The 25,886-nt window shown below is 47.0% G+C and carries 28 protein-coding genes, 1 tRNA gene and 1 riboswitch; of the genes, 18 read left to right on the plus strand and 11 right to left on the minus strand.

The window, feature by feature from the left end; translation table 11 throughout:
* Nucleotides 1–27 precede the first annotated feature (27 nt).
* On the minus strand, nt 28–891 hold the full coding sequence (btpA, locus tag SYNPCCP_RS02110) for a photosystem I biogenesis protein BtpA (RefSeq protein ID WP_010871612.1): 864 nt from the start codon (nt 889–891) through the stop codon (nt 28–30).
* Between the two features lie 181 nt (nt 892–1,072).
* On the opposite strand from btpA, the gene SYNPCCP_RS02115 reads away from it, so the two are divergent.
* The 8 genes from SYNPCCP_RS02115 (at nt 1,073) to SYNPCCP_RS02150 (ending at nt 9,413) form a co-directional block, all read left to right on the plus strand.
* Nucleotides 1,073–1,146 (plus strand) — tRNA-Arg (locus SYNPCCP_RS02115).
* Between the two features lie 50 nt (nt 1,147–1,196).
* The gene (locus SYNPCCP_RS02120) at nt 1,197–1,718 is read left to right on the plus strand and encodes a hypothetical protein (protein ID WP_010871613.1); all 522 of its coding nucleotides are present in this window, start codon (nt 1,197–1,199) and stop codon (nt 1,716–1,718) included.
* A gap of 55 nt (nt 1,719–1,773) precedes the next feature.
* The gene (locus SYNPCCP_RS02125; protein ID WP_010871614.1) at nt 1,774–2,661 is read left to right on the plus strand and encodes a hypothetical protein; all 888 of its coding nucleotides are present in this window, start codon (nt 1,774–1,776) and stop codon (nt 2,659–2,661) included.
* A 136-nt stretch (nt 2,662–2,797) separates the two neighbouring features.
* Nucleotides 2,798–3,946: an FAD-dependent oxidoreductase gene (locus SYNPCCP_RS02130; protein WP_010871615.1), complete on the plus strand. Its 1,149-nt coding sequence runs from the start codon at nt 2,798–2,800 to the stop codon at nt 3,944–3,946.
* A 108-nt stretch (nt 3,947–4,054) separates the two neighbouring features.
* Nucleotides 4,055–5,008, plus strand: a complete 954-nt coding sequence (locus SYNPCCP_RS02135; protein WP_020861436.1) for an RluA family pseudouridine synthase — start codon at nt 4,055–4,057, stop codon at nt 5,006–5,008.
* Nucleotides 5,009–5,706: 698 nt separating this feature from the next.
* A complete protein-coding gene (locus SYNPCCP_RS02140; protein ID WP_010871617.1) occupies nt 5,707–6,618 on the plus strand; it encodes a bifunctional diguanylate cyclase/phosphodiesterase in 912 nt (303 codons plus the stop codon).
* Nucleotides 6,619–6,701: 83 nt separating this feature from the next.
* Nucleotides 6,702–7,889 (plus strand): response regulator, encoded by a 1,188-nt coding sequence (locus tag SYNPCCP_RS02145; protein ID WP_010871618.1) that lies wholly within the window; start codon nt 6,702–6,704, stop codon nt 7,887–7,889.
* Nucleotides 7,890–8,180: 291 nt separating this feature from the next.
* Nucleotides 8,181–9,413, plus strand: coding sequence for a cation:proton antiporter (locus SYNPCCP_RS02150; RefSeq protein WP_010871619.1), 1,233 nt, complete (start codon nt 8,181–8,183; stop codon nt 9,411–9,413).
* Between the two features lie 265 nt (nt 9,414–9,678).
* Here SYNPCCP_RS02150 and SYNPCCP_RS02155 read toward each other — a convergent pair whose 3' ends face one another.
* A complete protein-coding gene (locus SYNPCCP_RS02155) occupies nt 9,679–11,760 on the minus strand; it encodes a hypothetical protein (RefSeq protein ID WP_020861439.1) in 2,082 nt (693 codons plus the stop codon).
* Nucleotides 11,761–11,941: 181 nt separating this feature from the next.
* Between SYNPCCP_RS02155 and SYNPCCP_RS02160 the strand changes: the two genes are divergently transcribed.
* Nucleotides 11,942–13,264 (plus strand): proton extrusion protein PcxA, encoded by a 1,323-nt coding sequence (locus SYNPCCP_RS02160; protein WP_010871621.1) that lies wholly within the window; start codon nt 11,942–11,944, stop codon nt 13,262–13,264.
* A gap of 110 nt (nt 13,265–13,374) precedes the next feature.
* Here the strand turns inward: SYNPCCP_RS02160 and SYNPCCP_RS02165 are convergent, their stop codons facing one another.
* Nucleotides 13,375–13,824, minus strand: coding sequence for a DUF4278 domain-containing protein (locus SYNPCCP_RS02165; RefSeq protein WP_010871622.1), 450 nt, complete (start codon nt 13,822–13,824; stop codon nt 13,375–13,377).
* 33 nt (nt 13,825–13,857) lie between these two features.
* A riboswitch (Glutamine riboswitch) is annotated at nt 13,858–13,919 on the minus strand.
* Nucleotides 13,920–14,166: 247 nt separating this feature from the next.
* Between SYNPCCP_RS02165 and SYNPCCP_RS02170 the strand changes: the two genes are divergently transcribed.
* Nucleotides 14,167–15,063, plus strand: coding sequence for a ParA family protein (locus SYNPCCP_RS02170; protein ID WP_010871623.1), 897 nt, complete (start codon nt 14,167–14,169; stop codon nt 15,061–15,063).
* A 153-nt stretch (nt 15,064–15,216) separates the two neighbouring features.
* Here the strand turns inward: SYNPCCP_RS02170 and SYNPCCP_RS02175 are convergent, their stop codons facing one another.
* Nucleotides 15,217–15,657, minus strand: coding sequence for an Hsp20/alpha crystallin family protein (locus SYNPCCP_RS02175; RefSeq protein ID WP_010871624.1), 441 nt, complete (start codon nt 15,655–15,657; stop codon nt 15,217–15,219).
* A gap of 1 nt (nt 15,658) precedes the next feature.
* On the opposite strand from SYNPCCP_RS02175, the gene SYNPCCP_RS02180 reads away from it, so the two are divergent.
* Nucleotides 15,659–15,862 carry a hypothetical protein gene (locus tag SYNPCCP_RS02180; protein WP_041425770.1) on the plus strand — a complete coding sequence of 68 codons (204 nt, stop codon included), beginning with the start codon at nt 15,659–15,661 and terminating at the stop codon, nt 15,860–15,862.
* A 60-nt stretch (nt 15,863–15,922) separates the two neighbouring features.
* On the opposite strand, the gene ccsB is transcribed toward SYNPCCP_RS02180, so the two are convergent.
* Together ccsB and SYNPCCP_RS02190 are read right to left on the minus strand one after the other, a co-directional pair.
* A complete protein-coding gene (ccsB, locus tag SYNPCCP_RS02185; RefSeq protein ID WP_010871625.1) occupies nt 15,923–16,927 on the minus strand; it encodes a c-type cytochrome biogenesis protein CcsB in 1,005 nt (334 codons plus the stop codon).
* 186 nt (nt 16,928–17,113) lie between these two features.
* Nucleotides 17,114–17,521 carry a winged helix-turn-helix transcriptional regulator gene (locus tag SYNPCCP_RS02190; protein WP_010871626.1) on the minus strand — a complete coding sequence of 136 codons (408 nt, stop codon included), beginning with the start codon at nt 17,519–17,521 and terminating at the stop codon, nt 17,114–17,116.
* 254 nt (nt 17,522–17,775) lie between these two features.
* Between SYNPCCP_RS02190 and lipA the strand changes: the two genes are divergently transcribed.
* Nucleotides 17,776–18,645 (plus strand): lipoyl synthase, encoded by an 870-nt coding sequence (lipA, locus tag SYNPCCP_RS02195; RefSeq protein WP_010871627.1) that lies wholly within the window; start codon nt 17,776–17,778, stop codon nt 18,643–18,645.
* Nucleotides 18,646–18,656: 11 nt separating this feature from the next.
* Here lipA and SYNPCCP_RS02200 read toward each other — a convergent pair whose 3' ends face one another.
* The 3 genes from SYNPCCP_RS02200 to SYNPCCP_RS02210 all read right to left on the minus strand — a co-directional run bounded on the left by SYNPCCP_RS02200 (nt 18,657) and on the right by SYNPCCP_RS02210 (nt 20,528).
* Nucleotides 18,657–19,274 (minus strand): hypothetical protein, encoded by a 618-nt coding sequence (locus tag SYNPCCP_RS02200; protein ID WP_010871628.1) that lies wholly within the window; start codon nt 19,272–19,274, stop codon nt 18,657–18,659.
* Between the two features lie 129 nt (nt 19,275–19,403).
* Complete coding sequence (locus SYNPCCP_RS02205) at nt 19,404–20,144, minus strand: sterol desaturase family protein (RefSeq protein WP_010871629.1); 741 nt, start codon at nt 20,142–20,144, stop codon at nt 19,404–19,406.
* Nucleotides 20,145–20,198: 54 nt separating this feature from the next.
* Nucleotides 20,199–20,528 carry a DUF565 domain-containing protein gene (locus SYNPCCP_RS02210; RefSeq protein WP_010871630.1) on the minus strand — a complete coding sequence of 110 codons (330 nt, stop codon included), beginning with the start codon at nt 20,526–20,528 and terminating at the stop codon, nt 20,199–20,201.
* Here SYNPCCP_RS02210 and SYNPCCP_RS17290 point away from each other — a divergent pair.
* The 5 genes from SYNPCCP_RS17290 to SYNPCCP_RS02230 all read left to right on the plus strand — a co-directional run bounded on the left by SYNPCCP_RS17290 (nt 20,527) and on the right by SYNPCCP_RS02230 (nt 22,780).
* On the plus strand, nt 20,527–20,685 hold the full coding sequence (locus SYNPCCP_RS17290; protein WP_158299068.1) for a hypothetical protein: 159 nt from the start codon (nt 20,527–20,529) through the stop codon (nt 20,683–20,685). The two genes, SYNPCCP_RS02210 and SYNPCCP_RS17290, sit on opposite strands and share 2 nt — an antisense overlap.
* Before the next feature lie 40 nt (nt 20,686–20,725).
* The gene (locus SYNPCCP_RS02215; protein ID WP_231848047.1) at nt 20,726–21,460 is read left to right on the plus strand and encodes an NnrU family protein; all 735 of its coding nucleotides are present in this window, start codon (nt 20,726–20,728) and stop codon (nt 21,458–21,460) included.
* A 94-nt stretch (nt 21,461–21,554) separates the two neighbouring features.
* Nucleotides 21,555–22,004, plus strand: coding sequence for a YlqD family protein (locus SYNPCCP_RS02220; RefSeq protein WP_010871632.1), 450 nt, complete (start codon nt 21,555–21,557; stop codon nt 22,002–22,004).
* 163 nt (nt 22,005–22,167) lie between these two features.
* Nucleotides 22,168–22,263, plus strand: coding sequence for a photosystem I reaction center subunit XII (gene psaM / locus SYNPCCP_RS02225; protein WP_010871633.1), 96 nt, complete (start codon nt 22,168–22,170; stop codon nt 22,261–22,263).
* A 139-nt stretch (nt 22,264–22,402) separates the two neighbouring features.
* Entirely contained in the window at nt 22,403–22,780 is a 378-nt protein-coding gene (locus SYNPCCP_RS02230; RefSeq protein ID WP_010871634.1) for a hypothetical protein, read from the plus strand.
* Nucleotides 22,781–22,802: 22 nt separating this feature from the next.
* On the opposite strand, the gene lpxC is transcribed toward SYNPCCP_RS02230, so the two are convergent.
* Complete coding sequence (gene lpxC / locus SYNPCCP_RS02235) at nt 22,803–23,633, minus strand: UDP-3-O-acyl-N-acetylglucosamine deacetylase (RefSeq protein WP_010871635.1); 831 nt, start codon at nt 23,631–23,633, stop codon at nt 22,803–22,805.
* 334 nt (nt 23,634–23,967) lie between these two features.
* The gene (locus SYNPCCP_RS02240) at nt 23,968–24,498 is read right to left on the minus strand and encodes an alpha/beta hydrolase (RefSeq protein ID WP_041425771.1); all 531 of its coding nucleotides are present in this window, start codon (nt 24,496–24,498) and stop codon (nt 23,968–23,970) included.
* Between the two features lie 60 nt (nt 24,499–24,558).
* Between SYNPCCP_RS02240 and SYNPCCP_RS02245 the strand changes: the two genes are divergently transcribed.
* Nucleotides 24,559–25,881, plus strand: coding sequence for a hypothetical protein (locus SYNPCCP_RS02245; RefSeq protein ID WP_010871637.1), 1,323 nt, complete (start codon nt 24,559–24,561; stop codon nt 25,879–25,881).
* Nucleotides 25,882–25,886: the final 5 nt, after the last annotated feature.

The following is a 25,886-nucleotide window of genomic DNA, read 5'->3' on the forward strand; positions in this document are numbered from 1 at the left end:
AAATTTTGCAATTAAACGACAAAATCATCAACAAACCACTGATTTTGTTCCAGCAGGGGCATCCACCACGGTGGATTTACTAGGCTTGGACTTTAAACCCTCGGCCATGGCTTCAATGAAAGCGGACACCCGGATGGGGTCAATGGCTTCGTTAATATTGCCGTGACGTTTGAGGGAACTGGCCACAATCACCCCATTGGCCGCCTGGATTAACTGACCAATATTGTCCTCGTCTGCCCCACTGCCAATGAAAACTGGAGTGCCCTTGGCGGCGTTGGTAGCTAACTCCAGATCTTCCAAATTAGGAGGACTGCCGGTGGCCCAGCCAGAGAGAATAATGCCATCGGCCAAGCCCCGCTCAATGGTGTCGGTAACAGCGGTGGTTAAATTAGGCGTACCCAAGGGTCGGGCGTGTTTAACCAGCACATCGGCCAAAATGGCCACATCACTGCTCAATTCCCGCCGATAGCGCAATAGTTCATGGGCGTTGCCTTCGATTAAACCTTGATCCGTGGCCATCACCCCCGTGAGCACATTAACCCGGATAAATTTTGCCCCCACGCAACTGGCGATCGCCAAGGCACTATGGGCATCGTTACGCAGAACGTTGATGCCCACCGGGGCCACCACCAAATTTTGCAGGCGATCGACAATTAAGGTCATGGCGCTGACCACCGCTGGATCTACCCTTTGTTTGGGAAAAGGGGCATCGAAAAAGTTTTCCACAATAATGCCATCCACCCCCCCAGCGGCAAGGGCCGTGGCTTCTTGTTCCGCTCGCTCAATGACGGCGGTGAGATTGCCTCCCCAACGGGCCGAAGTTGGCAATGGTAGGAGGTGTACAACGCCAATAACAGGATTATGGGTCTGAAAAGTTTGAAATAAATCCACTGCACTCAATCCTAAACGCCCCTGGGTGCCGGTCGGGCCCTCGTTGTCCAAGACAGGCGGGTTGTAAATTAAACAAAGCTAAGCCAATTAAGAATTGTACCCTACCAGGGAAATTGACCGGGGGCCGGTTTCACCGCTCAGGGTATGATTTAGGGGATATGGCAGAATAAATCGTTGACCTGAGGTTGTAGCTCAGACGGATAGAGCAAGCGCCTCCTAAGCGCTGGGCCGCCGGTTCGACTCCGGCCAACCTCGCTTCCTGTCTATCATTTTCCCTTTGCTGTCGACGTTTACTTCCCTAAACCATGAGAAAAAGACTCACCCGTTTCCTTTCCCTGGCCCTGGTGCTGGGCCTACTCTGGTTTGGCACCGCCGCCTGCGCTAGTCAACCCCCTTCCCAATTTGACCAGGCCCAACAGGAGAGTACCCAACGGGGCGCCGATGCGGTCACAAAGGAATCCACCAAGGGAGGAGAATTTAACGTCTTTTTCCCCCAAGCTGAAGGGGAATATGAGCGGGTTTTTGCCCAGGAAAAACAAGGCTTTGCGGAAATTAAGCTCAAGCAAAATGGTCAAGATGTGGCGGTGATGTCCATCAATGACGTCAAAAATAATCCCACTGCGGCGAATAAATTTAAGGCTAGTACCCAGGCTATTGACGGTTTTCCCGTGGTGCAACAGGGTTCCACTGCTACTGCCCTATTGGTGGGCGATCGTTATCAGGTCAAGGTTTTGTCCCGATCGCCGTCTTTTACGCCCCAGGACCGGGAAGCTTGGTTGGGTCGATTTGACCTCAAGGGGCTAGAAAATTTGAGTGCCAGAAATTAAAACTGTTTGTAAAGTTGCCCCACCATAGTCAAGCGATTAAATAGGAGTTTTTCCCGTGAGTAAGCCAATCTTTAAGTTAGTGGATGACCTGCCTACGGGCGGGTTAACGGTGATGTTGCTCAATTCCCTCGATTTTGTCGTGCCGGGGCAATGGGAAAATTTGGTCGGTTTTGAAAATACGATCAAAAAGGTGACTGGGGAAACGGATCCTGCTCTGGTTAAACAAATTGGCGATCGGGCAGTGTGGCTGTTTAACGATAAGTCCCAGGGTTATCAAAATGCCCTTTGGCTTTACCAAACTGTGGACTCCACCGACAGTGCGTTGGGGGCGGCGGCCTTGGCTAATAAGGTGGGGGAAAGTGTTAATTTCCTCGGTTTTTTAAACAAAATTACCCCTAATCCCCAAAAAGCCCAGGCCATTGACCTGTCCATTAAGTTGGTGGCGGAACTGGTGGCCTTCTGCCAAATTAACGGTATTCCCGGCAATAGCATTGGCGATTTTGTGCGTTCCCTGACGGATTACAGCGGTGAGTCCTTAATTCGCATGGCGGCCCTGATTAGCTTTGATGGCATTATTCCCTTTGGCCCCAGCTTTGTTCTAACTACCATGGACTTTTTGGAAAAGTTGACCCCCAAGGAGTTGGAGCAGAATAAGACCTTTGAGAAAATTAAGCCCCTCATTCCCGGCAATAGCACCAGCAGTCAACTGGATTTTATCGGTGAAAGTTTTGGATCTGTACAGGGCTGGATGACCAGTTTTGTCGGCGATCGCCAGCTTACGCGGGAGAAGTTGCTGGGGAAACTGCGGAATTTCATGGAGGTGACGGAGGACAAAATGGATTACCTGGCCGCCTTCATTGATATGTCCACCAATTACTACGAGCATACGGGCATTCAAACCTTGGCCCACCGTTTAATTGAGCGTGCGGTGGCAGAAATTTAACCCCAAGCTCTTATAGCTTGTTTGCAAAGTTGTATTTTGCCCCCTAAATCCCCCAATACTGGGGGACTTTTAATACTTTCCCCCCAAACTTGGGGGGCTAGGGGGGCATTTAAAACAGACTCTCATAAGCAAACCCATGGCCAAAAAACTATTACTGGTGGGGGGAGGCCATAGCAATGCTTTGGTGCTCAAACATTGGTGTCGCCACCCCCTGGCTGATGTGGAATTAACCCTTGTCAGTGACGTTAGACAAACCCCCTATTCCGGTATGTTGCCGGGGTATTTAGCTGGTTTTTACTCCTACGGCGAAAGTCACATTGATTTAGCTCCCCTCTGTGCTTCAGCCGGAGCAATTTTTGTGCAAGATAAGGCGATCGCCGTTAACCCGGAGCAGAATTTATTAACCACTGCCGAGGGGAGACAATTAAGCTTTGATTGCCTTTCCCTTGACATTGGTAGTACTCCGTTCATAGATGATATTGTCGGGGCGGAGTATGGCATTCCCGCTAAACCAGTGCCCCAATTTTTAACTGCTTGGCTGGCTTTATTGGAGAACATTGACCAGAATCGACCGAAAAAAGTAACTTTGGCGATCGCCGGGGGAGGAGCGGGGGGAGTAGAGTTAGCTTTCAATCTGCAAGCTCGTTTGGCAAAGCTTTTCCCCGCCATGGGGTTAGATATGCAAATTTGGCAACGGGGCGCGATCCTTTTACCACACCATAGTGTCCAGGGCAGAAAACTGATTGAGAGATTGTTGGTAAAGCAAAACATTGCCGTGTTACTAAATCACCCTGTCACCAGCATTGAGCCTGAGTTTTCCCCCGATGACAATCCATTAACCTGTTACAAACTTTGGAGTAATGACCATTGGCAGTCAGTCAATGCTGTATTTTTAGTTACCCAAGCTAGCCCAGCCCCGTGGTTAGCCCAATCCGGTTTAAGCCTAGATAGCCGGGGCTTTGTGTCAGTTAAACCAACGTTGCAAAGCTATTCCCATGGGCATATTTTCGCGGCGGGGGATGTGGCCAATATGATCGATCATCCACGGCCTAAGGCGGGGGTGTTTGCTGTGCGCCAAGGCAAGCCATTGTTTGAAAATCTACAGCACTATCTTTCCCACCAGACACTTAAAACTTTTGTTCCTCAATCTAAATATTTGAGTTTATTGGGTACGAGGGATGGTAGGGCGATCGCCCTTTGGGGGCCCTGGGCTAGTTACGGCCACTGTTGGTGGCGACTTAAGGACTATATTGACCGCCAATTTATGGCTGGATTTTCTGCGTAACGCTGAGTGAACTCAGCCAGAGTAAAATAAATGGCTAGACAAGTTTTGATAGACAAAAATCAATTAAAACTAGATTCTGACTAAATCGTTGCAAGGAGCTGAAAAATATTGCCATCAACAACCCCCAAGCCCAATCAAGGCTGGATTTACACTGACCGAGTCAACCCTAAAGCCGCTGGCCAGACAGTGCTGGACTTCTACTCCCAACGCTATCTCCACTCCGAGCGCCAAGCTTGGCAGGAACGGATTGAGCAGGGGCAGATTGAAGTGGATGGCAAGACCGTTGACCCCACCTATCCTTTGCAAGCGGGGCAGACCCTCACCTATTGGCGATCGCCCTGGGTGGAGCCGGAAGTACCTTTGCAATTATCAGTTTTGCATCGAGACGAAGACCTCTGGGCCATTGATAAACCCTCAGGATTGCCGGTATTACCGGGGGGAGATTTTGTCTACCACACCGTTTTGGAACAACTAAAAATCCAATATCCCCAGGAGTCCTTGTTTCCCCTCCACCGTTTGGGCACTGGCACTTCGGGACTTTTATTGCTTGGTCGTTCTACCCTGGGTCGACGGGAACTCAGCCGTCAATTTCGGGAGCATATTTGCCGCAAAATTTACCGCACCGTGATTGGCCCCTGTGATTTGCCAGAAAAATTTGAATGCCACCAGGCGATCGGGAAAATTCCCTACCCCCAACTGGGATATATCTACGCCGCTAGCTCCCACGGCAAACCAGCCCAAAGTTACGGTCGCATTTTAGCCCGCTCCCCGGAAAAAACCTGGCTAGAAGTGGAAATTCGCACTGGTCGCCCCCACCAAATTCGCATCCATTTGGCTAGTTTAGGCTATCCCTTACTTGGCGATCGCCTCTACGGCCCCGGTGGAGTCCCCATCAATTGCCGAACTGCCCGGCCCAGTGATGGCGGCTACACCCTCCATAGTTACCAATTGGGTTTTCTCCATCTCCATACCCAACAGGCCATAAAATTAACTGCCCCCTTACCTCCCGAACTCATCACCCCAGAAGTTAAGACTATTGCCCTGGAAACTGAAAAGCATTGATGAGAAGTGATGGAAAAAAACCAGATACCTAAAATCAATCTTGGGTGGATTCAGGCGTATAAAGCTAGGTAAAGTGTTTTATTAAGTTCCTTTAAGTTAGGCAAAGTTTGGACTAATTCTAGCGGCTATAAATCTTACTAGTAAGGCATTTTGCGTCTTTACCAAGCCTAATTCTTATCAGTGCCATGGAGAGAATATATGGCCTTGCCCTGACTATTTCACTTTTCAGTGTGTCATCCGATACTGACCATGACCACCGACAATGGATAGGATAAAACCAATTTAAATTCGGTAAATCATTATTTCAACCAATGAAACCGACTCATTTCATTGGCCACTGCCCCTTACTGGAGATATTGTCCGTAGTTCAATACAGAATTGCGGATAACGCAAACACAAAAACGATTTGTGCATGTATATCTCCAAATTGTGGACCAATGGTGTCAAATGTTACGGATAGTTAAGGGTTAGTTAGTTAGCCTCAACTTAAGTTAATCAAAATTGACAAACGAGTATAAGTCGCAATGATGTATCTCCCCGTCAGCGCTGATTATCAATCCATTGCCCCGCGCCCTTGAATTTGTTACAATTCTTAACAGTGACTTAATAATCTCTTAAGAATCTTGGTGTAAAGTCTTAAGAAAATCTTAAGGTTTTCTCCTCCCCCGGAGTCATCCCTATCGAATCCTGGAAGATCTATGTTTATATTTCCACGCTTTCCCCGGTCCCTATCTGAGAATGGTTTTTCTCAGCATGGGACTGCCCCTCCCGTCGTCCCAGAGGAGAGCAATAGTTCTTCGGATCGTAAGCAATATATTAAGTGGGCCCTAACTAAAGCGGTTACTGAGGGTGGATTCAGGCTTGATTTTCAACCCCAATGGGATGGGCAGGGAATTAATTTGGTGGGGGTAGAGGCCCTAGTCCGTTGGCAAGATCCCAAGTTGGGCAATGTGCCTCCCGCAGAATTCATTCCCATAGCTGAGGAAACGGGACTGGTGACAGCCATTGGGGAGTGGGTGTTGGACACGGCTTGTCGTCAATATAAAATTTGGCAAGCCCAGGGGGTACCGGCCTTTTTGTTGGGCGTGAATTTGTCCTTGCAACAGTTGCAAAAAGCTGACTTTGCCGAGACAGTCCGGTGCATTCTGGAGGAAACGAACATGCCCGCAGCCCAACTGCAGTTGGAGATGACCGAAGGATTAATTTTTCGAGATTTGCAGCACACTATTGGGGTGCTCCGGGATCTCCAACGACTGGGAGTGCATTTGGCGATCGACGATTTTGGCACTGGTTACTCTTCCCTGTCCGTGCTGAAGGAACTTCCTGTCCACACGCTAAAAATTGACAAATCTTTTTTAGAGGATCTGGAGACGCACCAAAAGGCGGAAGTTATTATCGAAAGCATTATCAACCTCGGTCAGCGTTTACAGTTGGTGGTGGTGGCGGAGGGCGTAGAAACGGAAGGCCAACTCCATTTACTGCAATCTTTACGGTGTGATGTACTCCAGGGTTTTTTCTTCAGTTGTCCCTTAAGTGAAGACAAGATGACCCACTATCTCCACCATTGTTGTTCTGCTAAAACTTTGAGCCGGGCGATCGCCTCCTATTAGGCTTTAGGCTGGCAAAATTGCGGCCATCGACTCCTTTGTTCATATCTAGCCATATCAATATTAGTTTATAACTTAAAATTACTATGACTGCTTTGATCTTGCCTTTTTTTGAGGATCGTGCCATGGCCGATAAATTACAGAGTCCTGGGCTCCAAAAATTCCAAGATAATGGGGCTAAACGAGCAATTCCTCGGGAGTTGTTAGAACAGTTAACAGCGGATAAATTCACTGGTCAACTGGTGATCCGTAATCCCTTTGATGAATTTGTTGATTGGCAAATTTACCTGGGTAACGGCAAGATTCATTTTGCTAATAGTGCGGTGGGCAATGGTAAGCGCCTAAATTATATGTTGGGTAAATTGTTCCAGCATAGTCATCTCCAACTACCGACTGGATTGGAAAGTGACTACAACTATATCTGTGATTTATGGAAGAGAAAATATTTTTCTTTTCAGCAAACTCGGTCAGTGTTGACTCAGTTTACCCAGGAAGCTTTGGTTCAAGCCCTTTCCCTACCCAAAACTGAATATAAATTGGAGCCTAATAACAAGCTCAGACATCTTTTCTTAAACCTAAATTTAGAGCAGGCTGTGGGTCCCATCGAGAAGAAAGTCGACTATTGGTGGGAGTTGCGCTCGGAAATCAATTCTCCTTTTCAACGGCCTTTAGTGCAGGATATGCGGAAATTACGGGGAGTTCTAACGAAAGCTAATTTTCAAACCACGGAAGAATTTTGGAAAGTTTTTCAACAAAATTTAGAAAATTTACACTGTCTTTATGACATTGCCAGTGCCACTAAACTGAGCACTCTCCAGTTGGCGATCGCCATGCGGAACCTAATCAAAGCAGGGGATATCACCATGCTTCCCTACCAAGAAATTGCCATTGATAACCGCCCCTTAGTGGTTACTGTGGACGAAAATCAAGTCCATCAGCACATTGTCGAATATACATTGGAAAAAAGCGGTTATCGAGTTAATACCATCACCGACCCATTTAAGGCTTTGGCTTCCCTCCAAGGTCAAAATCCTGATTTAATTTTGATTAATGCTGACATGGAGAAAATGGATGGCTACCAATTGGCTTCCCTCTGTCGCAAATCTCCCCAGCTTAAGCAAGTGCCGATTGTATTAATGGTGGAAAATGACAATTTGGTTCATAATATCAGGGCCAAAATGTCTGGGGTGAATGATAACTTATCCAAGCCTTTTTTACCCCAGGATTTATTACTGAAAGTCAAGACCAACTTGCGGGAAATGGCCGCGGTCTAGGGCCAGGAATAATCAGAAAATCACTAAACTAATTTTAATCTTTTGACCTGGCTAGAGTTCCAGTTTTTCTGTGATTAAAATCCTAGGCTACACGAAATTAGGGATAATTACTATGACCTGTAGTAACTGACGTAAAAGGGAACTGCTCCTTTCCCTATGCAGACTGGATCTGATCAACCAGGGAAGTAGGTCAACATCCACTTTCGTATCTGGTATATTGTCCTTTTGGCGGGATATTGTGTTTTCCAAGCAAATTTTGGGAAATCAAAACCTAGATGGGGCATCACAACGATGGACACCAATACTTTACTGCTAATTCTTGCCAATATCATTGTAATTATTGGCTTAGCTCGCCTGATTGGATTGCTGTTTGCCCGTTTTCAACAGCCCCCTGTGATCGGAGAAATTATTGCAGGAATTATGCTGGGCCCTTCTCTCCTCGGTCTATTGTCCCCGGCCCTAGAAAAAAGTTTTTTCCCTGCCACTACCCAGCCATTTCTGTATTTACTCTCGGAAATTGGCTTAATTTTTTATATGTTTTTGGTGGGTTTGGAGCTTAACCCCCAATATCTACGGCAAAAATTAAAGGTTGCTATTCTAACTTCTAATGTTAGTATTTTCTTTCCATTTGTACTGGGTATAGTGCTGTCTTTTTTTGTCCTCTATTCCCTCAATCAACCCAATAAAACCAGCTTTATTCCCTTTGCCCTTTTCATTGGCGCGGCCATGTCGATTACGGCCTTTCCAGTACTGGCTCGTATTTTAAAGGACACTGGTTTGGATAAAACTCCCCTGGGGACTTTGGGGCTGACCTGTGCTTCGGTGGATGACATTAGTGCTTGGTGTCTGTTGGCGATCGCCATTGCGGTGACCCGTACGGATAACATTTTCGGTGCATTTCCTACCCTCTTGGGTATTATTGTCTACACTGTCTTCATGGTCACTCTAGGGAGAAAATTTTTTAAGTATATTCTCCGCAATTATGGTCAAAAAAATTATCTCAGCCAGGGTCTATTAACTTTTATTTATATCATGGTAATTCTTTCCGCTATGCTGACGGAATGGATTGGTATTGACGTAATTTTTGGTGGATTTATTTTAGGGGCAATTTTACCAAAAAATACAAATCTAAGCACGGAATTAGCCACTAAAACCGAGGATTTTGTTTCCACATTTCTTTTGCCTATTTTCTTTGCCTATAGTGGATTAAGTACAGACCTTGGTTTACTCAATAAGCCTTATCTCTGGGCGGTGTGTGCTTTAGTGGTGGCAGCGGCGATCGCCGGTAAATATTGCGGGGTTTATGTGACCACCAGGGCATTAGGGGTGGAAAAGCAAGAGGCCAAGGCCTTGGGCTGGCTGATGAACACGAGGGGCTTGACGGAATTAATTATTCTCAATGTGGGTCTCAAACTAGGTGTAATTTCCCCGGTGATTTTCACTATGTTTGTGATTATGGCCATCATTACCACCATTATTACCTCCCCTTTGGTAGTCAAAATTTATCCTGCCCCAGCCCATTAAAATCCATTATTGTTTTGACTTTGACTAGGCTTAAGAATCTGTTTGAAAACCCCCCTGACCCCCCAAAAAAAATTTGGGGGAAAACTGAGTGAAATCCCCCAGTATTACCGGAGCTTTAGTGAAGAAATTTAGGGGGCAGAATAAAACTTTCTAAACACGATCTAGAACCGATAACTTTTCAACGGGTAACGGGTAATGGTTTAAATTTTAAAAGTTGTCAAACACATTCCCGTACCATTGCCATTGGTAATGTCCGGGACAAAATCTAAACAGATAAATTTTCCGCCCGTTGAATAATATTTAACAGTCTGCCCACTTGCTCTGTGCCCCGCACACTAATTTCACTGTGACAGAGTACTAATTTTTCCGTCACCCTGGCCAATAAATCCCGCACAATGCGCTCAAAGCGTTCCTGGTCCCATTGCAATTGTTCCGGTTCTGTCCAGGGTTTGGGCTCTCGATGGCGCAGCAATAGAGGCGATCCAAACAATTGGGATGCTCCCCCCATTTCCCAGAGGCGATCGCCAGCATCAAGCCAAAAGTGCCAGCGGTGTTGGCTACGGAGTGAACGGTATTGGTAAATAGTCGCCAGGGTAATGGCCGGCGGTGGGGGTAACCAGTCGGGAATGTCTGGTCGGGGTTGGGCGGTAACCGTGCCTTGACCAAGTAGTTGCAAAAATAGGGCCAGCTTTTCCCGGATCTGGGGCAGACTTTCTCCGCCATGGCCAGCATTGCTCTGGAGTTTGCCCTGTACCCGCCAAAAGTGCTGGAGAGTTTCCATCAATTCCCGCAGAGAAGCCAATTCCCCGTAGGCGAGTTGATGTTCCGGGGGCAGTTGTTCACGAATGGCTCTGTCCAGCATTGTGACCGGCGATAAAGTCTCCTGGGCCAGGGCTTGTTTTTGCTTGCTTAACCAATCCCGTAGAGCGCCATAGGCTTGACTGGCTTGGTAACCAAAACGATCCCAGCGGGGATATTGCTCTATGGGCATCAGGGCCGGGGCTTGGGGATTAATGGCATAGCAAGTGTCTGCCAGTAGCCCTGCCCGCACAGGATCGATCGCCAGCTTGATTTGACCTCCAGAGCGTCTCTCACTCAGCATCACCAACATTTCCGCCACCTGTTCCCGGCGGGCCCATTCCCCCAGGTCATACACCAGGGCTAACAGAGTTAATAAACTGCGAATTAAGGGGGCACTGCTGAGGGGTCGTTGCTCATTGAGGGCGATAATGTCGATGCCGGCTTTGTTAAAAATTTCTAAAAAACTATAGCGGGCAATTTCGTCCAGACCAGGGGCGATGATGGCAATGTCCTGGGGCTTGATTTCTCCTTGGTGAACCGCCGCAATGATCTGATCGGCCGTTTGCCGTAGTAGTTGGGCCCGGGAAAAAGTTTGTAAGGCCTGCACTTGGGGAGGCAGTATGTCTGGCGATCGGGGGTCTTTGAGCAGGTTCAACACCTGGGTCGATAACTGGGGGGCCATGCCCGTTGGTCGTTCCAACCGTTCCACCTTGGCTCCTTGGGCTAATATCGCCAACGCATTGGGATCGGCATTCAACCCCAAGCGCACCTGACCGTCGGGATTAAAGCTAAATACAGCCCAGGAACAATGGGACTGCAACTGATTAAACAAATCCACGGCGATCGCCGGATAGTCGTCCACGTCATCGGCAAAAATTGCGTCGTAGCGTTGGCATAAATATTGTTGATATTGGGGCTTTTTCAGTAAATATTGACCATAACAATGAAAAATCAGCCCATAGGTTAAAAATCCCCTGGCCAAACACCATTGCCGCCAATGTTGCCAAAAGGCAATCGCCTCTTCTGCACTAATCTCCCCTGGGGTTACCCGGATTTCCCCTGCCGTTAATCGTTCCAGCACCTGGCGATCGGTCCAACCCGCTGCCCCCGCCAACTGACCCAAATCCAATAGGTTACGAACTAACCTGGACCTCTGGGCTGCATTTAAGGAACTATCCCGGCCTGGGTATTGGTTTTGCCATTGCTCCATCGCCAACCATTGTTCCGTTTCCGGTCGTAACTGGGTGGGGAAAAGTTGCTTGCTGATCCCTGCCTCTAGCAATAGGGGCCAAAATAAATGCACGTCCTCCCTCATCAGTCCCAGGGGGGTTTTGCCCATTACCGGTGCATCGCCGCCGATCGCCCGCTCTAAACTGCGGCTTAAGCGCCATCGGGTTTGGCCATTGGCCGCCAATACCAAAGCTAATGTTGGTTGATCCAAAACCCGGTCAGATTTCAAACTTCGCCACCACTGGCCATATAACTGGGTTAATCGATGGGTTTTGCCACTGAGCGATCGCCCTTCTAGCCAGATTATTTCTGCCAAATCTTTTACCCCTGATAGTTCCCGTTGGTTCTGCTAAGATTTCCTGTATTGCTCAATCCCAAAACCTTACGGATCGAACCCTGGGCCACCGTAGTTTGGGTAGCTTGAAAGAAAACTAAAACTTTATCAGACAACCTTATCAAACAATATCTTAGCTGTTTTTTTACCCAATCATCAGTCAATGGATTTAACAAATTGGTGGCAAGGGGCAACCCAGTGGTTTGGCAGATCTTCACAAAAATCCTTGGAGCAAGCCTTCCGGTCTGCCCTAAAAATAAAAGAAATTGAAGATCAATACTTCCAAGGCAAAAAAATAGGGCCAGAAAATTGTGATTATAGTGCCGACACTGTCACCTATTTTGCCAACCAAATTCAGCGGCATCTGAGGAAAATAGAGCAGGAAATTTACCACCTCAACAGCGACCAAGAATTCGTCAAAATTCTGAGCCTAGATCCAGCAGTTAAACAGGATCCACAAACGGAATATGTTCTCAATCAATTGCAATTCATTGATGACATATTGCAACGCTATGACGGTGAACTGCCCCAGGTTAGTCCCCCCAAGCAAATTGCCAATGGGGGCGTTCTGGATTTACCCGCCATAACTGCTAATAAACAACGGCAAATCAACAAAAAGCGCCGGGACGGTTTTCAATATATTCGGCGGGAAGATACCCAACAAAAAGTAGATACTGCCACCCAAAAATCTGGCGTTTTGCCCCGTTCCTTCTTGCGTACCATCGACCGTCTGAAGCGGGAAATGGACCCCCAGTCCAGTGACACTGAGCAAAAGGTGCTCAAACAATATCGCAATTCTCGCTATAAAACTGCCCTCTCAATTAAGTTTGTTTTAACCTTAATTATTGTGCCCCTGCTGGCCCATCAATTGACTAAAACATTTTTTCTTTTGCCTTCGGTGGAATCATTTTTTGAGCGTAATAGTGAGGTTGTTTTTATTAACCAGAGTATGGAGACAGAAGCCTATGAGGAATTGAGTCATTTTGAAGAATCTCTGCGTTTTCGAGAATTGTTAGGTTTTGGCGAAAAACTTTCCCCCGAAGCTAAGGAAGAAAAACTGGCGGAGAAAGCCAAAGAAATTTCCGAAAGTTACCGTCGGGTTAGCACCAATGCGATCGCCAATATTTTTGCTGATATTTTTTCCCTGGTGGCCTTTTCACTTGTTTTGGTCAATAGTCAACGGGAAATTGAAGTTTTAAAAGAATTTATTGACGAAATTGTCTATGGCTTGAGTGACTCGGCTAAGGCATTCTTGATTATTCTCTTTACCGATATGTTTGTTGGTTTTCACTCTCCCCACGGTTGGGAAGTAATTTTGGCTAGTATCGCCCGTCATTTTGGTTTGCCGGAAAATCAAGATTTTAACTTTCTTTTTATCGCAACTTTCCCGGTAATTTTAGATACGGTCTTTAAATATTGGATCTTCCGTTATCTGAATAGTATTTCTCCCTCTGCCGTGGCTACCTACCGCAATATGAATGAGTAAATGGGCAAAATAATTCCCCCTAGGCATGGTGCTCAAGGGGGAAATAAATAATTGAGGCGACTAGTTAGTAGGTAAGATTAACTAATTTATGCCCTTAAAGTCAAACTAGATTAGCTCATGGCCACGCCTTGACTGGCATAGTCAGAACGAAAATTAGCCAAAACTTTGCCTTGGATGCGGACAGCGCTGTTGACAGCTTGGTCACCACTTAAACCAATTTCTTCAGCCAAACGCACTAACAGGGATTGTTGGCGTTTTTTAATTGCCTGGGTTTTGCTGTGCAGGCGGGCCCGGACCCGGTCCTGGAAGGAAATTTGGCTGGGAGCCGCAGCGACTTCCACCTTTTTGTTGGCAGTGTACAGTTCGGGCTGTAGATCCTGGGCGGGGTTAAAGGAAACTCCCCGATAAGTTAGATTGACGTTGGGCTGAATGACGTTCTTGGTGGTGGTGCGGCGGAAACGATAGTCCAAACCACGGTAGCTGCCCGCTAGCCCCAAAACTTCGGTTTCCACTTTGGGGGGATTGTAGTCGTACTTGACTCCACGGTAACTTAATTGCATAGTGCGCTCCTAATTGTTATTGAAGGTAGAGGAGGCGCGTTCCTTCAGGAATATATCCCTACTTCCGTCTTCTTCAAAAAGAGAAGATGAACGATTTACTTTCTGTATCCATTTTTACGGTTTTTCAAGATCATGTCAAGGAATGGTCAACAAAATACGAATTTCTTAACATTCATGTAAGATTTACTGATCATTCGGCTGGACTGCTTCAGAGTTCCGTTTTCCACGAGTGCGAGGGAGATGGAACTTGGGCTGGATGCCAACGATCTGCTAGAAGGGTTACTTTTGCCTGTTCCCTGGGGCCTTAACATTGCTTGCAGTCTTTAAAATAACCTCATTTCCATGGCCAAAATCATTAGCACCGTCAATATGAAGGGCGGAGTCGGTAAAACCACTCTGACTGTTAACTTGGCCACCTGTCTGGCTAAATATTTTCAAAAACGGGTTTTGGTGCTGGACTTGGATTCCCAAATTAGTGCCACTTTGAGCTTAATGGCTCCCCATGATTTTGCTGCAATTCGCAAAAAGGGCAAAACCTTGAGCTATCTGTTGGCCAATGCCATCCAGCCGAATCCCTACAGTAAATTGGATATTTTTGATATTATTTGCCCAGAAATTTGCCAAATTGAGGGTTTAGAACTGATTCCGGGGGATATTGAACTTTATGACGAGTATCTGGTGTCGGAAAAACTCCACCAAGCGGCGATCGCCACGGAAAATCCTAACTTTGAGACGGTGTGGAATAAATTTGAGGGTACGTTAATTAAGGAAATGCTGGCGCCAGTGCTGGAGGAATATGATTTTGTCATCCTCGACTGTGCCCCTGGTTATAATCTGTTGACCCGCAGTGGCATTGCGGCCAGCGACTTTTATCTGTTGCCGGCTCGTCCTGAACCCCTATCGGTGGTGGGGATGCAGTTACTGGAAAGAAGAATTGAGAAACTGAAGGAAAGCCATAAGGCCTCCGATGATCCCCTGAATATCAATCTGATCGGAGTGGTGTTTATTCTGTCCGGCGGCGGTTTGATGAGTCGCTACTATAACCAGGTAATGCGGCGGGTACAAACGGATTTCACCCCGGGACAACTTTTTCAGCAGTCCATTCCCATGGATGTCAATGTGGCTAAGGCAGTGGATAGCTTTATGCCGGTGGTTACCTCCATGCCCAATACGGCGGGTTCAAAAGCTTTTATTAAATTAACCCAGGAATTTTTACAGAAAGTAGAAGCTTTTGGCTAAAGCAAAGCCCCCATTGATTAACAACGGGAGCTCGGCAAAAATTAATTATCGATTGGCTGGAACCTGGTCAAACCAGGGCTTTTCATCCATTGGAAAAGCGATTTTGATCATCTAGGGTCAGGAGCAAAGATCTGATCAAATATTGATCATTTATTAGGAAAGCTGAACTTTCACCACTTTATTTTTGGCTTCCTCTACTTTGGGCAAAGTCAAAGTTAGGATACCGGCATCGTAATTAGCTTTAACTTCTGTGTTTTGGATTGCTCCAGGTACAGGAATAACCCGGCGGAAACTGCCATAGCGGAACTCTGTGCGCCGCACCCCATCTTTTTCGGTGCTATGGGTATCCTGGCGATCGCCGCTGACGGTCACCGCATCCCTGGCGGCTTGGATGTCCAAATTATCGGGGTCCATGCCAGGTAATTCTAGTTTGAGCACATAGGCTTCTTCAGTTTCAGTTAGTTCTGCTTTAGGATTAAACCCTTGGCGATCGCCGTGGCGGTCCGTAGGGACAAAAACTTCTTCAAACAGTTGGTTCATCTGCTGCTGGAAATTATCCATTTCCCGCAGGGGATTGTAAAGAATGAGAGACATAATGTTAACTCCTGATGTGTGGAAGGAATTGATTACCCTTGAATGGTTCTATCTTAAAATTTCCCCTTCCAGGTTAGATTCGGTTTTCAGGAAAGAAGGTGGGGGGATTGCCGAAATTACATTTCTAGCCGCAATTTTTAGTAAAAAAAAGATGAGTTTTTACCTCACCTTAAGTAAATATTTGAGTGGCAAAACAAAATGGTAAAAATAGCTAAGCTTCCACCGCCCTATGGATTTTTGGAAGGAAGTCTTAGGTTGTGAAAAACTATAAAAACCAACCATAGGAATGGAGACCTTTACCCAACAAGTTGACCCCTAGGTAACAAATCCAAACCACCGTAAAACCGCTGGCGGCCAAAATAGCGGGCTTGCGGCCTTGCCAACCTTTGGTAATGCGGGCATGGAGATAGGCGGCAAATACTAGCCAGGTGATTAGGGCCCAGGTTTCCTTGGGATCCCAACTCCAGTAGGAACCCCAAGCTTCGTTGGCCCAGACGGCCCCGGCAATAATGCCAATGGTGAGCAGGGGAAAGCCCAGGCCAATAATGCGATAACTAATATTGTCCAAGGTGTCCGCCAGGGTAAGCCGTTGGGGAGAAAGGGTGATGGCAGGGGTAGAGGTAGTTTTTTCCAACACGGCCACATTGCCCGAGTTACCACTTACTCCTTCTAGGGCAGGATTTAGATTCCCCACCGGATTGAGATTATTACCTTTCACCAATCCTTGCCGAAATCCCCCAGTGCCCACGGAACTACCCCGGAGTTCCACCGCCTGGCCCCTGGTAACAAACAAAAAGGCGATCGCCAATAGGGAACCCACCATGAGGGTGGCATAACTGACCATCATCACACTGACGTGCATCATCAACCAATTGGACTTCAACGCCGGCACAAGGGGGGCAGATTGTTGCATATCGACCGGCAAAGTCAGGGCAGCAAAGGCCACAATTCCCAAGGCGATCGGGCTGGTGACTGCCCCAACAAAACGACTTTGGCTCATGCGCTCGGCAATGAAATGCACCGCCGTGATGCCCCACGCCAGGAAAAACAAGGATTCGTAAAGATTACTGATGGGAAAATAACCCGCTTCTAGCCACCGAGCTCCCAACAGGGCTGTAATAGTCAAATTGGCGATCGCCATGGCCCCACTGGCCCCCTGCACTAACCATGGTTTGGGAAATACCACCGCTACCCAGTAGGCAAACATGGTCAGCAAAAGCACAAGGAAGGCAGTATTGTCTAAAAAACTTTCGAGGCTGACTAGATTCATGGCAATCCACTCTAAACAAGATTAAGCAAATGGGCTTTTTACTATCCTAGCCGCTGTTGAGTTTCCGGCAACGGCGATCGCCAGTCTGGCATTTGCTTGGGCTATCACTAGAGCAAAGCCAATCAGAATCAAAGGTTTTGATCCTAGTGGGGGACCGACCCCAGGGCAAAAATCGTTGAGGGCAGATTAGTTTGGTCCTTCGCCGGTCAGAAGACTGCATTCACAGGATTCTTGCTCTAACCAGTCGGAACCTAGTTTGTGCATGGCAATCAGCACTGGCTGAATTTCCCTACCCCTGGCCGTGAGGGAATACTCCACCCTAGGGGGAATTTCTGGGTACACATCCCGATTGATAATGCCGTGGGTTTCTAGTTGCCTAAGCCTTAGGGTTAACGTTTTAGTGCTACAACCGGGCAAGGCATCTAACAACTGCCCCGTGCGTCGTTGTCCCTTGAACAGTTCCCGCAACACCAAAATAGACCACTTATTATCAAGTAAATCCACCACATGCTGAATGGGGCAAATATGTCCGGTTTCAAAACAGGGATCAGCATTGGCTTGGGTCATGGCAGTATGAGGGAAAACCTTTTCCATCAACCATTCTAACTTCCAGGGTTGGTTTCCCCACTTTACCTTGGGGGCTAAATTTCCCGGTAAACCCAGGCAGTTTGATGTTTTTTAACCCTGGCCATGGATGGAGTAATCAAACAGAGTTCTCAGCTATCAACCCAAATTTACTCATTTTCCCCAGTTGGTGGAATGGAAATCGCCCTTCTCCCCTAGATGGAGAGAAAGGGAGTTAAGAATTTTTGATACAATCGGATCTCCTATAGCAGGAGAGATTGGACGTGACCGTCAAACCGGATTGGCTCCGAGTCAAAGCGCCCCAATGGCAGAGGGTGGGCAGTGTTAAGGATATTCTGCGAGATTTACAATTAAATACCGTCTGTGAAGAAGCTTCCTGTCCCAATATTGGCGAGTGTTTTCAGGCCGGGACGGCTACTTTTTTGATTATGGGTCCTGCTTGCACCAGGGCTTGCCCCTATTGTGATATTGATTTTGAGAAAAAGCCTCAACCCTTAGACTCCACAGAGCCGGAAAGATTGGCGATCGCCGTGAAAAGGCTCAATCTTAAGCATGTGGTGATTACCGCAGTCAACCGGGATGATTTACCCGATGGAGGAGCCTCCCAGTTTGTTAGTTGCATAGAGGCTATCCGCAAAATTTCTCCAGGCACCACCATTGAGGTTTTGATTCCAGATTTGTGCGGCAATTGGCAAGCCTTAGCGGCGCTGTTGGAAGCTGCCCCAGAGGTTTTGAATCACAATATGGAAACAGTGCCCAGGCTTTATAAACGGGTGCGGCCCCAGGCGGATTATGATCAATCCCTAGAATTATTCAACCAGGCGAAACGGATTCTGCCCAAGGTTTACACTAAGTCCGGCATTATGGTGGGGCTGGGGGAAACAGATGCGGAAGTAAGACAGGTGATGGAAGATCTACGCCGGGTGGATTGCGATATTTTGACTATTGGCCAGTATCTACAACCTAGCCAAAAACATTTGGGAGTCAAGGAATTTGTCACCCCGGAACAGTTCGACGTTTGGCGAATTTATGGTGAATCCATTGGCTTTTTACAAGTGGTATCCTCCCCTTTAACCCGCAGTTCCTACCATGCGGAACAGGTGCAGGCTTTGATGACCCGTTTCCCCCGTTAAGTTGGTCTGATCTATTCTTCTAGTCCAACTTTTTGCCGTGGAAAAATCATTTTGCCAAAGGGAATGTAGCTGCCATCGGCGATCGCCACTCCAGGGCCAAGCCCCACCCCCGCACTGATAAAAACATTATTGCCAATTGTGATCCGGTCAACGTAAAGCAAAAGGTTGTGTCGTTTTGGTTTAATGGCGTGGCCCACTAGGCTGACTTGGTGACCAAATATCACTTGGTTGCCAATGTGCAGTAAACCCCGGTCTAGGACTTGTATGCTGGGGGTCCAAAGCACGTTTTTGCCAATGCTGGATCCCCATAATCGGAGCCACAGGGAAAACAAGCCTGGGACAAAGTGTAATATTCCTTCCAGGGCAGGAAAAGTGCTATAAATCAATTGAATTTGATAGGTTCCCCACCAAGGAATGTAATTTTTTCCCACTAAATAACTCAGTCCGGGTTGGAGAGGATAGAAGAGCTGATGAATCCGATAGGTTAGCAGGGGCAGCCCATAAATAATTAATAATAATAATAGTAGCCACCACCAAGCCCTAGTCATTGCCCAGAAAATGACACAACTAAGGGCTAAAGTAATTACTAGACCGGGAAATAATGCTAGGAGTTTACTTAACAGCGTCATAGCTGGTTACAAGAACTAGTCTGGATAGCGGTACGGGGAGATTAGTTGGCTTAAGAAATTTTAACTTTAGCTATTATAAATTTTGCCTGACAATTAGATGCCGTAAGATTAAGCGATTTTTTGCATTTTTTAGGTCAATGGCCAGAAAAGCTTTTGCCACAAAGTTAATTCAAGTTTAATGCCCATTCCGGAAGAAATACTAAGTTGATTTGGTAAGGTATTTTTCAAATAGGTACCATGGATTTTGTCCCAAAGTTTTAAATTAGCACCAAAATTTCCCTTGCCGATTTGGTGATGGTGCAATCCGTGGTCTTGGGGTAAAATCAGCCAGCTATTTAAGCAGTCGTGTAACCAACATTTTTTATTAATAATTAGGGAACTATGACGCCATAGATCCAGTAAGTAGGTGCAACTAATGGCGAGAATATATCCCCTGGCATCGTGCAATAAATAAATTATGAGGCTATTTAGCCAAACGTAGGGCAAAAACAAGCTAGACCAAAAAGTGTTGCGTGCACAACTAACCATATCCATTTGACTAACGGTGTGGTGGACTTGGTGAATGGGAAATAGCAATTTGCTGTGTAGTGCTCGATGGCTCCAATAATAAACGTAATCAATAGCCACAAAGCCGAGGAGAAATTGCCCCCCAGCAAATAGGTTAAAACTATGTTGCCAGTGGGGAATAATCAAGGAGTAAAAATTGATTACTAATAACAATTGCAGCAGGGGGATAATCGCTCCTTGTATACCTAAACTTACCCCATCTAACAACCAGTCTTGCCAAGGTTTACTAGCTAAAAATTGTCTTTGTTGAGGTTGCAGTAAACTGAGGGCAAAAAATAACCAAAAGCTGATTAATGATGCCATTTATTAAATCCAAATTGAATTTCTAAATTAAGTACGGTTCCACTATCCCTCTCCCTAGGAACCCAACTTGAAAGCTTCTAAGAATAAACTGTAGGAAACACCCATTTTAAAAATATTTAATACTTCAGCCTGCAAGTCCCCCATCTTCACCCCCCGGCGATAGAACCAACGATTGACCAATTCACAAAAAAGCAGAATGAAGGCAGCACAAACTACGTCCCATTGGGAATTCTGACCGGCGGTGGTGGCCACGGCTGTCCCGACAAAAAAGCCGAATAAAAAGGACAATAAACTGAGGGAAATACGTCGCCAGGGATTCCTAAAAAATTGGGAAAGTTGCTGGCCACGAACTTCAACAATGGTATTTAATCGGGTGCGCTGCATGGCAAATTACCTTAAATTTCCTGGGGGGCGGGACGGTACAGAAACAGCAATGCTCAATTCTAGGCCGTCTTTGGCCATGGGGGTATGGGAAAATGTATTGTTGGTTAACTGTCATGATTGGCGATCGCCGTTCCACGGTTGGCCATTGACCCAATAAATTTTTCCGTGGTTGTTATCCCATTTTCCCCTTGAATTGCTTGGCTTTGTTTGATATTTCTTCTCCTTGGCCCTGGTTGACCCCCAGCCATGGCATTATCGCCGCCTACCTTCTGTTGTTTGCCATCGTTCATAGTGGCTTAGCCGCCCTGCGAGCCTGGGGGGAAAGCAAAATTGGCGCTAGGGGCTATCGAGTTATATTTGCCCTGGTGAGTATTCCCCTGGCTACGGGATTAATTATTTATTTTTTCAACCATCGCTATGATGGTCTGCAACTCTGGCAAGTACAGGGAGTAACGGGAGTTAAACCCCTGGTGTGGATTTTGTCTGCCCTATCTTTTTTCTTCCTTTTTCCCGCCACTTTTAACCTGTTGGAAATTGCCGCTATCCAAAAACCGGAAATCCATCTTTATGAAACGGGCATTATCCGTATTTGTCGCCATCCTCAAATGGTCGGTCAAGTAATTTGGTGCATTGCCCACACCCTCTGGTTGGGAACCACTTTTACTCTGGTTACCAGCTTGGGATTAATTGCCCACCATTGCTTTGCAGTCTGGCATGGCGATCGCCGTTGGCAACACAAATATGGCGAGGCTTTTCTAGCAGTGAAACAAAGAACTTCCATCATTCCCTTTCAAGCGATCTGGGAGGGAAGGCAAATTCTAGTGTGGCAGGAATTTATCAAACCAGCCTATGTGGGGGTAATGGGTTTCATTGCCCTACTATGGTGGGGCCATCCCTGGTTGATGGTGATGACCTCCAGAGTTAATTGGTAGGGCTTGTGGCTTGGTTTAACCGCACGGGGAAGATATTCTGGGGATGCACTGTAATCTGCAATAATCCCCTAATTTTTAGGCTTAATTCAATTTTATGGACGATACTAACACCACATTACTGCTCAAGCGTCCCGTGGCCCTGAAGGTGATTGTCACTCCCCGCTGGAAAGAGGAGATGCAACAACAACTCCAAGCCCAGGTGGGCCAGATGGATAATCAGGTGCAACAGCTTGATGCCCAAAGTCAACGAGCGATCGCCGAAATTAAAAAACAAAGCTTGGTGCCCCTCCCCCCCAGTGTCAGCCAGCAAATTGAAAACATTCAAATGCAGGTCAACCAACAAAAGAGCGAAATTCTGGAGCAGAAAAACCAAGCCCTGCAACAAATGCAACAGGTGCAGTTATTAGAACTGAACCAAGAAGTCATCCAAGGACAGATGGAGAGCTTTTTCCGTATCCAAAAGGGGGACAACCTCGTGCAGAAAATGGGAGTGGAATTGGTACTGCGGGATGGGGTAGTGGAGGAAATCCGGGGTGAACTCTAGCCCCTGCCGAGGAGTTGTGCCTGGCAGCCTCAATGGAGATGGGAATGGTTAAGTATCGACTTTTCTAAAGACTTGTAACAACTTGTTTCCCAAAACTGCCCCCATATTGCAAAGTGTTGTTAATGTTTCTCACGATCTGTTTTTATCTAGGAGTTAACTATCCATGGCATTATCCGACACCCAAATTTTGGCAGCCCTAGTGGTTGCCCTCCTGCCTGCTTTCCTGGCTTTCCGTCTCTCCACGGAACTTTATAAGTAAACCAACGTCGGCCGTGTAATCCGATCCTTAGGGCGTGATCCGTTGCGCCCTATTGATTTTTAGGGGGAATGCTGGCATCTTTAGAGTCCGGTGTGAGTTGTCAGACCTCTTGCTTTCTCCGGCCTAAAAATTACCCGCCATGACTGCCCAAACTTTCAAACCCAGTAATGCCCGTCGTCCTCGCTCCAAAAGTCGTAAGCGCCCGGAACAAAAGTTTCAGCCTGAGCATAAGTGGCTAGTGTGGGAAATTCTTTTCAAGCTGGGTCTCAATGGTGTGTTTGTGGTGGTTTCCATTATGGCGATCGCCAGGCTGTTGCCCCATCAACAAGCTCAACAGGCTAAGTTAAACGAGATTCAGATGCAGGTGGAGGAAACAGAAGCCAGGGTTGAGCAACTCCGCAATGATTTCCAACGTAGTTTTGACCCCGGCCAGAGTCGCAAAATTATGGAGGAATTAAGCCCCCGCCATGACCCCAACCAAAGGAAAATTATTCTCACGGAACCGAAAGCTCCTTAATCCCCCCAAAAAAAGTAACGAGTTATCTGTAGGTGTCGGCGATTTTTTGGGCCAACTGAGTATGTAGTTTATGGCTAGCTTTGTAGGCGACAAAATGGGCTTGGGGAATTTTCCCCAGTAAACTTAAATCTCCTAGTAAATCCAATAGCTTATGACGCACCGGCTCATCGGGAAAACGCAGGGGGGGATTGAGCCATTTCTCTTTGTCGCACACCAAAGCATTTTCCAAGCTACCCCCTTTAATCAGCCCGGCCTGGCGCAATTTTTCAATCTGATCCGCAAAACCAAAGGTCCGAGCAGGGGCGATCGCCGTGGCAAAATTTTCCTGATCCGGTTCCCAGGTGTACCACTGTTTACCGATAGGCAGATAGGGATAGTCCACACCGTAGCTAAAACGGGTAGTGGCACAGGGAAAAGCCGCCACAAATGCATCTTCTAGCTGGCAGGTTAAAGGGTCTGTAATCACAATGGGTTGGTCTTGGCTCTTCTTTGACCGAGGCCTGGTTCCTACTTTGGCGATCGCCGTTAACCAACTAAGGGCAGAACCATCCAGCAGGGGCACTTCCGGGCCGTTAACTTCAATGCGTAAGTCACCAATGTCCAAGGCCACCAAGGTTGCGAGTAAATGTTCCACTGTCCTAATCGTTGCTCCAGGTTCCCCTAGCTCCGTTGAAAGCATGGCTTCCCGCACCCAAGTCAAATCCGCTGGAATAATAGGCTTTTTAGGCAAATCCACCCGCTGAAAATAGCGGCCTTTCCCCGCCGCCACTGGACAAAGGGTAACGGTGGTTTCCACTCCAGAGTGCAGTCCCACTCCCTGGACTGTCAGAGGTGCTTTGATAGTATGTCCCATGGTGTTTAAGGATGATTGACAAAGTAACTGTAACTGGATTTGAGATCCGGAAATAACAGTTCCTTCGTCATTACTCTGTTTAATTTGAAACAAATCCAAATACTCAAGGATTCATTCTCCTTCATCAAATTTGCGATCAAAATCCTTAGACTTCATGTATTTTAATACAGGGCTATACATATAGTGATTGGCTACTAGTACTGTCCATTGTCAGTTTTACCTAAAGTAGTTTGCTCAGGAACAGTTCTAAATCATCGAGTACTTCGTTCTTTTGGATATACTCATTGCCTTCAGTTTGATGATCCAGATAAAAACTTAACGCATCAAACACTTTCTAAAAAGGTAGTCGACCTAACATGGCCGTCAACCCTTCCACTTGTTGGTACAATTCCATCAGGCGATCACCGTTGACGTGGAGTTCTGGGGTGGGATAATTTTCCAACACTTCGATCAGTCGTACCTGATTGTCTTTTTCTGCAGAGCTGATAATAGCTCCCCGCAGAGCTTCTTTATTGTCCCGCTTAGAAGGGGTGTGGATTACCTGACCCACCTGATTGAGCACATATTCCCCGGCAAAACTGTTGAGCACCCGGGAGAGGGTAACTGGATCTGCCTGAAACGGTCGATTGAGCCAACCCCGCAATTCTTCAGGGTTTTTATTGGCCATTTTTAAATAGGCTTTGAGGGAGGGGGACACTTTCCCAGTGCGGCTCAACTCCCCTAACTCCTCAATGGAGATGGATTCTCGCAAAACACTATAGGTCAGCACCACCCGTTCCGCTGCAGCCAGGGGAAGAGTTCCAGCACCAGCCAACAGGCTAGCAAACATTAAACTTAAACAAAAGTGAGGAAAACGCACATTCATAACCACTAAATCCACATATCGACAAAAAATCTTCTCTCTATACTAGAAGAATAATTTTTAATGATTGTCGCCTCCGAGGGCAGTGGAATGAGTGTCGCCTTTAATCCCCAAATTATGACCGCTGTGGAGCAGTTGGACTATGTAGTCACGGTGGGGGACGTGGCCAGCCAGGCTGGATTAGAAATTAACCAAACCCAACAGGGGTTGCTGACTTTGGCGTCGGAGGTGGAGGGCCATCTCCAGGTGGCGGAGTCGGGGGAAATTGTGTTTGCTTTTCCCAAGCAGTTCCGGACAATTCTCCGCAATAAGTATTGGCGTTTACGGTTCCAGAGTTGGCTCCAAAGCATTTGGCAGGTGTTGTTTTACCTGATCCGCATTTCCTTTGGCATTATCCTTATCCTTTCTATCCTGTTGATGTTAGTGGCCATCATTGCCATTATCATCGCGGTCAATTCCAAGTCCGATAACGATAACGATGGGGGTTTTAAATTTTCCGGTGACGGTAACCGTGGTGGGGGTGGGGGAATATTTTTCTGGCCGGGGGACATTTTCTGGCTCCTTAGCCCCGATGGTGGCCGGCAAAAACGGGATAAGAAAAGGTCTGATAAAAATAAAAACGAGCTTAATTTCCTCGAAGCCATTTTCTCGTTTCTATTTGGAGACGGTAACCCCAATGAGGATTTGGAAGAAAAACGCTGGCAAACCCTGGGTAGTTTAATTCGCCATAACGGTGGGGCGATCGCCGCTGAACAGGCGGCCCCCTATTTGGATAATGTGACCAAATTCAATCGGGACAATGAGGACTACATAATTCCTGTGCTAGCCCGCTTTAATGGTTATCCCCAAGTTTCCCCCAGCGGCGAATTAATTTACACTTTCCCCAACCTACAAGTCAGTGCCCAGGAGCGCCAATCAACCACTTTGAGTGCTTACCTGCGGGAAAAACCCTGGAAATTTAGCCAAGCTTCCTCCGGCCAAAAAATAGCGGCGATCGCCTTGGGGGGAGTTAACCTAATTTTGGCCTTAAGTTTGGGGGTAATGCTGAAAACCTACGGCGCTGAGTTGGATTTGGGGACACTGGTTTATTTCGTCCAGAGCATTTACGGCGTTCTGGTGACCTATGCAATCGGTTTCTTGGCTATTCCCCTAGTGAGATATTTCTGGCTGCAAGAACGCAATCAAAAACTAGAACAACGCAACGGCGATCGGCAACAGCGGGCCAAACTTCTGCAACCGCCCTCCCCTCCCCTCAAAGCTAAACTAGAATTTGCCCAGGAGTGGGCCACTAGCACCGTCATTACTCCGGCGGACATCACCTACCGCACCGACCAAGACTCCCTGGAGCAGGAGTTTAAACGCTTTACCCCAACCCAGGGGGACTAACAGTT

The sequence above is a fragment of the Synechocystis sp. PCC 6803 substr. PCC-P genome (genome assembly GCF_000284455.1).
Taxonomy (GTDB): Bacteria; Cyanobacteriota; Cyanobacteriia; order Cyanobacteriales; family Microcystaceae; genus Synechocystis.

What these genes read in the sequence shown, in the direction of transcription:
- SYNPCCP_RS02130 (WP_010871615.1), top strand. Translation starts at nt 2,798, where the DNA reads ATGGCCAAAAAACTATTACTGGTGGGGGGAGGCCATAGCAATGCTTTG.
- SYNPCCP_RS17290 (WP_158299068.1), top strand. Translation starts at nt 20,527, where the DNA reads ATGGCAAATTACCTTAAATTTCCTGGGGGGCGGGACGGTACAGAAACA.
- psaM (WP_010871633.1), top strand. Translation starts at nt 22,168, where the DNA reads ATGGCATTATCCGACACCCAAATTTTGGCAGCCCTAGTGGTTGCCCTC.
- SYNPCCP_RS02175 (WP_010871624.1), bottom strand. Translation starts at nt 15,657, where the DNA reads ATGTCTCTCATTCTTTACAATCCCCTGCGGGAAATGGATAATTTCCAG.
- SYNPCCP_RS02240 (WP_041425771.1), bottom strand. Translation starts at nt 24,498, where the DNA reads ATGAATGTGCGTTTTCCTCACTTTTGTTTAAGTTTAATGTTTGCTAGC.
- SYNPCCP_RS02120 (WP_010871613.1), top strand. Translation starts at nt 1,197, where the DNA reads ATGAGAAAAAGACTCACCCGTTTCCTTTCCCTGGCCCTGGTGCTGGGC.
- SYNPCCP_RS02170 (WP_010871623.1), top strand. Translation starts at nt 14,167, where the DNA reads ATGGCCAAAATCATTAGCACCGTCAATATGAAGGGCGGAGTCGGTAAA.
- SYNPCCP_RS02200 (WP_010871628.1), bottom strand. Translation starts at nt 19,274, where the DNA reads ATGACGCTGTTAAGTAAACTCCTAGCATTATTTCCCGGTCTAGTAATT.
- SYNPCCP_RS02230 (WP_010871634.1), top strand. Translation starts at nt 22,403, where the DNA reads ATGACTGCCCAAACTTTCAAACCCAGTAATGCCCGTCGTCCTCGCTCC.
- lpxC (WP_010871635.1), bottom strand. Translation starts at nt 23,633, where the DNA reads ATGGGACATACTATCAAAGCACCTCTGACAGTCCAGGGAGTGGGACTG.
- ccsB (WP_010871625.1), bottom strand. Translation starts at nt 16,927, where the DNA reads ATGAATCTAGTCAGCCTCGAAAGTTTTTTAGACAATACTGCCTTCCTT.
- SYNPCCP_RS02245 (WP_010871637.1), top strand. Translation starts at nt 24,559, where the DNA reads ATGATTGTCGCCTCCGAGGGCAGTGGAATGAGTGTCGCCTTTAATCCC.
- SYNPCCP_RS02160 (WP_010871621.1), top strand. Translation starts at nt 11,942, where the DNA reads ATGGATTTAACAAATTGGTGGCAAGGGGCAACCCAGTGGTTTGGCAGA.
- SYNPCCP_RS02150 (WP_010871619.1), top strand. Translation starts at nt 8,181, where the DNA reads ATGGACACCAATACTTTACTGCTAATTCTTGCCAATATCATTGTAATT.
- SYNPCCP_RS02210 (WP_010871630.1), bottom strand. Translation starts at nt 20,528, where the DNA reads ATGCAGCGCACCCGATTAAATACCATTGTTGAAGTTCGTGGCCAGCAA.
- SYNPCCP_RS02165 (WP_010871622.1), bottom strand. Translation starts at nt 13,824, where the DNA reads ATGCAATTAAGTTACCGTGGAGTCAAGTACGACTACAATCCCCCCAAA.
- SYNPCCP_RS02140 (WP_010871617.1), top strand. Translation starts at nt 5,707, where the DNA reads ATGTTTATATTTCCACGCTTTCCCCGGTCCCTATCTGAGAATGGTTTT.
- SYNPCCP_RS02220 (WP_010871632.1), top strand. Translation starts at nt 21,555, where the DNA reads ATGGACGATACTAACACCACATTACTGCTCAAGCGTCCCGTGGCCCTG.
- SYNPCCP_RS02205 (WP_010871629.1), bottom strand. Translation starts at nt 20,144, where the DNA reads ATGGCATCATTAATCAGCTTTTGGTTATTTTTTGCCCTCAGTTTACTG.
- SYNPCCP_RS02190 (WP_010871626.1), bottom strand. Translation starts at nt 17,521, where the DNA reads ATGGAAAAGGTTTTCCCTCATACTGCCATGACCCAAGCCAATGCTGAT.
- SYNPCCP_RS02180 (WP_041425770.1), top strand. Translation starts at nt 15,659, where the DNA reads ATGTTAACTCCTGATGTGTGGAAGGAATTGATTACCCTTGAATGGTTC.
- SYNPCCP_RS02145 (WP_010871618.1), top strand. Translation starts at nt 6,702, where the DNA reads ATGACTGCTTTGATCTTGCCTTTTTTTGAGGATCGTGCCATGGCCGAT.